We start from the raw sequence: 6,005 nt of genomic DNA on the forward strand, positions 1-6,005 counted from the left end.
CTGACGAGCGACGGCCCGGCCTCCGGGTGCGCCTGCACCCCCCACGCACGCGGCGCGAAGCGCACGACCTGCGGCTCGTCGGCGGCGGTGCGAGCGAGCACCACCGCGCTCGACGGAACCTCCACGACGATGTCCTGGTTCCACTGCAGGCAGCGCGCAGCGGTGGCCGCCGCGGCGAGATCACCGACGAGCAGGTCCTCGGCGGCAGCAGGGGTCCAGCCCATCGGGAGCACGCCGACCTGACGACCTCGCGGGTTGCGGTCCACGACGCCACCGCAGGCGCGGGCCAGCAGCTGGTGCCCCAGGCAGACACCCCAGGTCGGGACCTCCTCGGCCACCGCGCGCCGCAGCAGTGAGACGGTCGTGGTCAGCCACGGGTGCCCGGCCTCGTCGACGGCGTCCATCGCACCGCCGAGCACGAGCAGGGCGTCGTGCGCTTCGAGGTCGTCTGGCAGGTCCTCCCCGAGGTCGGGGCGTCGTACGTCGAGGACCAGTCCGGCCTCGGTGAGCCACTCCCCGATCAACGCAGGAGGGCAGGAGTCCTGGTGCTGGACGACCAGCACGCGAGCAGCCACGGATGAATCCCTTCTCGAAGTCTCGGGGCGGCGTCAGAGGACCGGCAGCATCTGGTCACGCTCGAACGCCGAGACCTGACCGCGGTACTCGTCCCACTCGGCCCGCTTGTTGCGCAGGAAGAAGTCGAAGACGTTCTCGCCGAGGGACTCGGCGAGCAGCTCGGAGTTCTCGGCGATCTCGATCGCGTCGTGCAGGCTCCTGGGCAACGGGTCGATGCCGAGCGCCTTGCGCTCGCGCTCCGAGAGCGACCACACGTCGTCCTCGGCCTCGCGCGGCAGCTCGTAGCCCTCCTCGATGCCCTTCATCCCGGCCGCGAGCACGGTGGCGAAGGCGAGGTAGGGGTTGCAGGCTGCATCGATGGTGCGCACCTCGACCCGGGTCGAGGCGCCCTTCAACGGCTTGTACATCGGCACGCGCACCATGGCCGAGCGGTTGTTGTGGCCCCAGCAGATGTAGGACGGAGCCTCACCGCCGAACATCATCCGCTTGTAGCTGTTGACCCACTGGTTGGTCACCACGCTGAGCTCGGCGGCGTGGTGGAGCACGCCGGCGATGAAGCGACGACCGGTCTGCGAGAGCTGGTACTCCGCACCCGCCTCGTAGAAGGCGTTCTGGTCGCCCTCGAAGAGGGAGACGTGGGTGTGCATGCCCGAGCCGGGGTGGGTCGTGAAGGGCTTGGGCATGAAGCTGGCCCAGATGCCCTGGTTGAGCGCGACCTCACGGATGACGGTGCGGAAGGTCATGATGTTGTCGGCCGTCGAGAGCGCGTCGGCGTAGCGCAGGTCGATCTCCTGCTGGCCCGGTCCGGCCTCGTGGTGGCTGAACTCGACCGAGATGCCCATGGCCTCGAGCATCGAGATGGCCTCGCGTCGGAAGTCGGCACCCATCGACTGCGCGGTGTGGTCGAAGTAGCCGCTGCGGTCGGCCGGGACCGGCTCGTCGCCTGCGCTCGGCGTGTTCTTGAACAGGTAGAACTCGATCTCGGGGTGGGTGTAGAAGGTGAAGCCCTTCTCCGCGGCCTTGGCCAGCGTGCGCTTGAGCACGTTGCGCGGGTCGGAGAACGACGGCGAGCCGTCGGGCATCACGATGTCGCAGAACATGCGGGCGGTCGACGGACCCTCCTGGCGCCACGGCAGGATCTGAAACGTCGAGGGGTCGGGCATCGCGAGCATGTCGGACTCGTAGATCCGCGCGAAGCCCTCGATCGCCGAGCCGTCGAAGCCGATGCCCTCGGCGAAGGCGCCCTCGAGCTCGGCCGGGGCGACCGCCACCGACTTCAAGAAGCCCAGCACGTCGGTGAACCACAACCGCACGAAACGGACGTCTCGCTCTTCGAGTGCGCGGAGTACGAAGTCTTCCTGCTTGCCCATGAGGGCAGCCTAGGGCGTCCGGCCCGCCGCGTGTCCGGGGGTCAGCGCTGAGCCGGGGTCAGCGCAGCCAGCGCGCGGACGCCACGGTTGCTCTGCCGGCGCACCATGTCGACCCACTCGGGATTGCGCTTCTTCGCGGTCACGATCGTGTCGCGCACCCGACGGTCGGAGACGATCCGGGTCCAGACCACCGCGTTCCCGCGCACGCTCACGACGTCGATGAGATGGGTCTCCGGCTCGGCGGAGCGGAGGACGACCGACTCGGAGAAGACGGCCGATCGGTCCTTGACCTCGAAGGACCTGTCCTCGCCGAAGTCAGTGCTTCTGGCGCCCACGAGGGTCTTCCCTTCTTCGCGGCTACACACGTGTGGCTCCTGCTCGAGGTCCGAGGCGAACTGCGCGGCCCTGGAACCCACCGGGTACACCGTCAGCTGCTGCGAGATCAAGAAGTCGCCCTCGGCACGGACGGTCTCGGCGTAGGCGAGCGTCGAGGAGTCGACGTCGAGGCCCAAGGCGCCCCTCCGACACGGAAAAGCGGGCCGCTCCACGGTCGTGCCGTTGTCGGTGACGGCGAAGCCGGCCTCCCACGACCGCAGGTCGGGGGCAGGTCGAGGAAAGAAGGTGCTGCGGACCCGAGCAGGGATCCGACGGTAGGTCTCGCCCTGATCCGACGGCGAGGTCGACGGGGTCGCGTCCGGGTCGGACGGCCCGACGGTGGGGGTGCCACGCACCAGCGGCTCCTCGCCGATCACGCCGTCGTCCGAGCACGCTCCCAGCAACAGCACCGCGACGAGAGCGGGGATCAGGCGGACAGACCTCAGGAGCATCGACGGCACTGGCGTCTCCTCCCCCGCGTGGCGGGTCCACAAACCAGGACTCCCGCCACGCGCCTCAGTCCGTGGGCACGCGCTCCAGCTCGGCGAGCCAGGCATCGGCCCTGGCGTCGGACGGCATCCGCCAGTCACCACGCGGCGACATCGTTCCGCCGGCGCTGACCTTCGGTCCGTTGGGAAGCGCGGAGCGCTTGAACTGGTTGGCGAAGAAGCGGCGCACGAACACCTCGAGCCAGCCCTTGATCGTCGGCAGGTCGTAGGCGACCCGCCGGGTTTCGGCGATCCCGACCGGCCACTCCCCCGTGCTCGCGTCGCGCCAGGCGTGCCAGGCCAGGAAGGCGATCTTGCTGGGACGGTGTCCGCGTCGCAGCACGTGGTAGAGCGCGAAGTCGGCCAGCGCGTAGGGCCCCACGGTGTCCTCGGTGGCCTGCGGCTTCTCGCCGTCCTCGGTGGGGATCAGCTCGGGGGTGATCTCCGCGCCGAGGACCTCACGCAGCACCTCGTCGGTCGTCGCGTCGAACTGGTGCGACGAGATGGCCCAGCGGATGAGGTGCTGGATGAGCGTCTTCGGCACGCCGCCGTTGACGTTGTAGTGCGACATCTGGTCGCCGACGCCGTAGGTGCACCATCCCAGCGCCAGCTCGGACAGGTCACCGGTGCCGAGGACGATCCCGCCACGGTGGTTGGCCTGACGGAAGAGGTAGTCGGTACGCAGCCCGGCCTGGACGTTCTCGAAGGTCACGTCGTACACCGCGACGTCGCGCGCGCCCTCCTGGCTCTCCGAGTAGGGGTGGTCGAGGTCGTCGAGCATCTGCCGCGCGGCAGCGGTGATGTCGAGGGTCTCGAACGTGACGCCGAGGCTGGTGGAGAGGCGGGTGGCATAGCCCTTCGTCTCCTCCCCGGTGGCGAACCCGGGCATCGTGAAGGCGTGGATGTCGGTGCGGGGCCGCCCCAACCGGTCCATCGCCTTGGCCGCCACGATCAGCGCGTGCGTGGAGTCGAGACCACCGCTGACGCCGATCATGATCTTGGGGTGCCAGGTGCCACCACTCGCCTCGGTCATGGCGCGCAGCCGCTGCTCGAGCCCCGCCACCTGGATCGAGTAGGCCTCGTAGCAGTCCTGCGCGAGCCGTTCCTCGTCGTCGGGCACGAACGGGAAGCGGTGCACCTGGCGTCGCAGCCCGATGTCGCCGGAGGGCGGGTCGAGCACGAACTCGACCGTCCGGAACCCCGCTCGCTCGCTGGTCGAGGTGTGAGCGGAGCGAGCCTCGAAACCGCGCCGGTTGTCGTCGAACGTGCCTTGCCGCAGCCGCTCCTGGCGGATCCGGTCGAGGTCGATGTCGGCGACCGTGCGCACCGCCTCGTGCGGGAACCGCTCGCCCTCGGCGTGCAGCTCGCCGCACTCGTAGATCATCGTCTGGCCGTCCCAGCTCAGGTCGGTCGTCGACTCGCCCTGGCCCGCGGCCGCATAGAGGTAGGCCGCCTGGCAGCGCGCACTCGCGCTACGCACCAGGAGGCGACGGTCCTCGGCCCGCGCGATCGTGATGGGACTGCCCGACAGGTTGGCCAGCACCGAGGCGCCGGCGAGCGCTGCCTCGGCGCTCGGCGGGATCGGCACCCACATGTCCTCGCAGACCTCGACGTGGAGCTTGAGGTCGGGCAGGTCGCTGGCGGCGAAGATCAGGTCGGGCCCGAAGGGCACCTCGTGGCCACCCACCGTGATGAGCGAGCCGGCGGTGTCGTCGCCGGGGGCGAACCAGCGGCGTTCGTAGAACTCGCGGTAGGTCGGCAGGTACGACTTCGGCGCGACTCCCAGGATCGTGCCTGCGTGGATCACGACCGCGCAGTTGTAGAGGCGGTTTCCGCGGTGCAGCGGGGCACCCACGACGACCACCGTCCGCAGGTCCCGGCTCGCCTGCACGATCGCGGCCAGGGCCTCGCCCACGCCCTCGAGCAGCACGTCCTGGAGGAAGAGGTCGTCGACGGCGTAGCCGGTCAGGCTCAGCTCGGGGAAGACAGCGACCGCGACGCCGTCCTCGTGACACGCCCGGGCCTGCTCGATGATGCGGGCGGCGTTGGTCGCGGGGTCGGCGATCGCCACCGGCAGCGTGCACGCCGCGACCCGAGCGAAACCCTGGGCGTAAGCGGAATAGAAGTCCACACTGGGGAGCCTAGTGGCCCAGCGACCGGCCACGGTCGCCCACCGATGAAGGAGCCCGCGATGACCACCCGACTCAACCCCTACCTGACCTTCGACGGGGACGCACGAGCGGCGATGGAGTTCTACGCCTCCGTCCTCGGCGGCGACCTCAACGTCATGGCCTTCTCCGACATGGGTGGCATGGGCATGCCGGAGGACAAGCAGCACCTGGTGATGCACTCCGACCTCACCGTCAACGACGGGGTCCTGCTCATGGCCTCCGACGCCTTCGACTCCACCGCGATCAGCAACGGCACCGTCAGCCTCAGCGGCGACGACGGCGACACCCTGCGGGCCTGGTTCGCGGGGCTGGCCGAGGGCGGAACTGTCAACGTGCCGCTGGAGGTGGCTCCGTGGGGCGACCCCTACGGCCAGCTGACCGACAAGTTCGGCATTCTCTGGATGTTCAACATCGGGGGTGACGCTCCGGCGGCATGACGCGGGTCCCGCCGGACCACACCATCGTCGTCGGCGCGTCCAGGCGGGTGACCTCGAGCTTGAAGGTGCGCTGGGGACGGATGGGTGGAGCAGGGCAACCTGTCGGGTTCACTCCTTCGAGGCGGCGGTGCTCGACGTCCTGTCGTTGGCGCCGCACATCGAGGTGCTCGAGCCCGAGCGGCTCCGCGCCACCGTGGCGGATCGAACCCGTCGTAGCGCGGCGCTCTACTCCGAACGCTGAGCCGACGGCCGAGCCGTGAGCGGGGCGTGAGCGGCGCCACACCTCGCGGAGGCGCTCTCCCGGCTAGCGTGGCTCCTGGTCCGCGACCTCCATCAGGGAGCCCGGAGACCATCCACCGATCGGAGACTCGACGATGAGCACGCCCGAGGAGACCGCGCCCTACGGCAGCGGCCCTTCCAAGCCCGCCGGCCCCACTCCGATCAAGCGCATCCGCACCCAGCACCTGCGCGAGATGAAGGAGCGCGGCGAGCGCTTCTCGATGCTCACCGCCTACGAGCAGTACGCCGCTGCCACGTTCGACGAGGCGGGCATCGAGATCCTCCTGGTCGGCGATAGCGCGAGCAACA

At 69.7% G+C, this 6,005-nt stretch carries 7 protein-coding genes; 3 read left to right on the top strand and 4 right to left on the bottom strand.

Annotated elements, in window-relative coordinates; translation table 11 throughout:
- The 4 genes from VOI19_RS12340 to VOI19_RS12355 form a co-directional block, all read right to left on the bottom strand.
- The coding region (locus VOI19_RS12340) for a type 1 glutamine amidotransferase (protein ID WP_323793260.1) at window positions 1–575 on the bottom strand (575 nt) is incomplete at its 3' end.
- Between the two features lie 33 nt (window positions 576–608).
- Complete coding sequence (locus tag VOI19_RS12345; RefSeq protein WP_323793261.1) at window positions 609–1,946, bottom strand: glutamine synthetase family protein; 1,338 nt, start codon at window positions 1,944–1,946, stop codon at window positions 609–611.
- Between the two features lie 41 nt (window positions 1,947–1,987).
- Entirely contained in the window at window positions 1,988–2,773 is a 786-nt protein-coding gene (locus VOI19_RS12350; protein WP_323793262.1) for a hypothetical protein, read from the bottom strand.
- 64 nt (window positions 2,774–2,837) lie between these two features.
- Window positions 2,838–4,940 carry an NAD(+) synthase gene (locus VOI19_RS12355; RefSeq protein WP_323793263.1) on the bottom strand — a complete coding sequence of 701 codons (2,103 nt, stop codon included), beginning with the start codon at window positions 4,938–4,940 and terminating at the stop codon, window positions 2,838–2,840.
- Window positions 4,941–5,000: 60 nt separating this feature from the next.
- Between VOI19_RS12355 and VOI19_RS12360 the strand changes: the two genes are divergently transcribed.
- The 3 genes from VOI19_RS12360 to VOI19_RS12370 all read left to right on the top strand — a co-directional run.
- Window positions 5,001–5,417: a VOC family protein gene (locus tag VOI19_RS12360; RefSeq protein ID WP_323793264.1), complete on the top strand. Its 417-nt coding sequence runs from the start codon at window positions 5,001–5,003 to the stop codon at window positions 5,415–5,417.
- Complete coding sequence (locus tag VOI19_RS12365; protein ID WP_323793265.1) at window positions 5,398–5,658, top strand: WYL domain-containing protein; 261 nt, start codon at window positions 5,398–5,400, stop codon at window positions 5,656–5,658. The genes VOI19_RS12360 and VOI19_RS12365 overlap by 20 nt, the downstream gene beginning before the upstream one ends.
- Window positions 5,659–5,791: 133 nt before the next feature.
- A partial coding sequence (locus tag VOI19_RS12370) for a 3-methyl-2-oxobutanoate hydroxymethyltransferase (RefSeq protein WP_323793266.1) occupies window positions 5,792–6,005 on the top strand: 214 nt, incomplete at its 3' end.

The organism is Nocardioides sp. (assembly GCF_034670285.1).
GTDB lineage: Bacteria > Actinomycetota > Actinomycetes > Propionibacteriales > Nocardioidaceae > Nocardioides.

Coding starts and splice junctions, on each gene's coding strand:
- VOI19_RS12350 (WP_323793262.1), bottom strand. CDS start 2,773: ATGCTCCTGAGGTCTGTCCGCCTGATCCCCGCTCTCGTCGCGGTGCTG.
- VOI19_RS12345 (WP_323793261.1), bottom strand. CDS start 1,946: ATGGGCAAGCAGGAAGACTTCGTACTCCGCGCACTCGAAGAGCGAGAC.
- VOI19_RS12360 (WP_323793264.1), top strand. CDS start 5,001: ATGACCACCCGACTCAACCCCTACCTGACCTTCGACGGGGACGCACGA.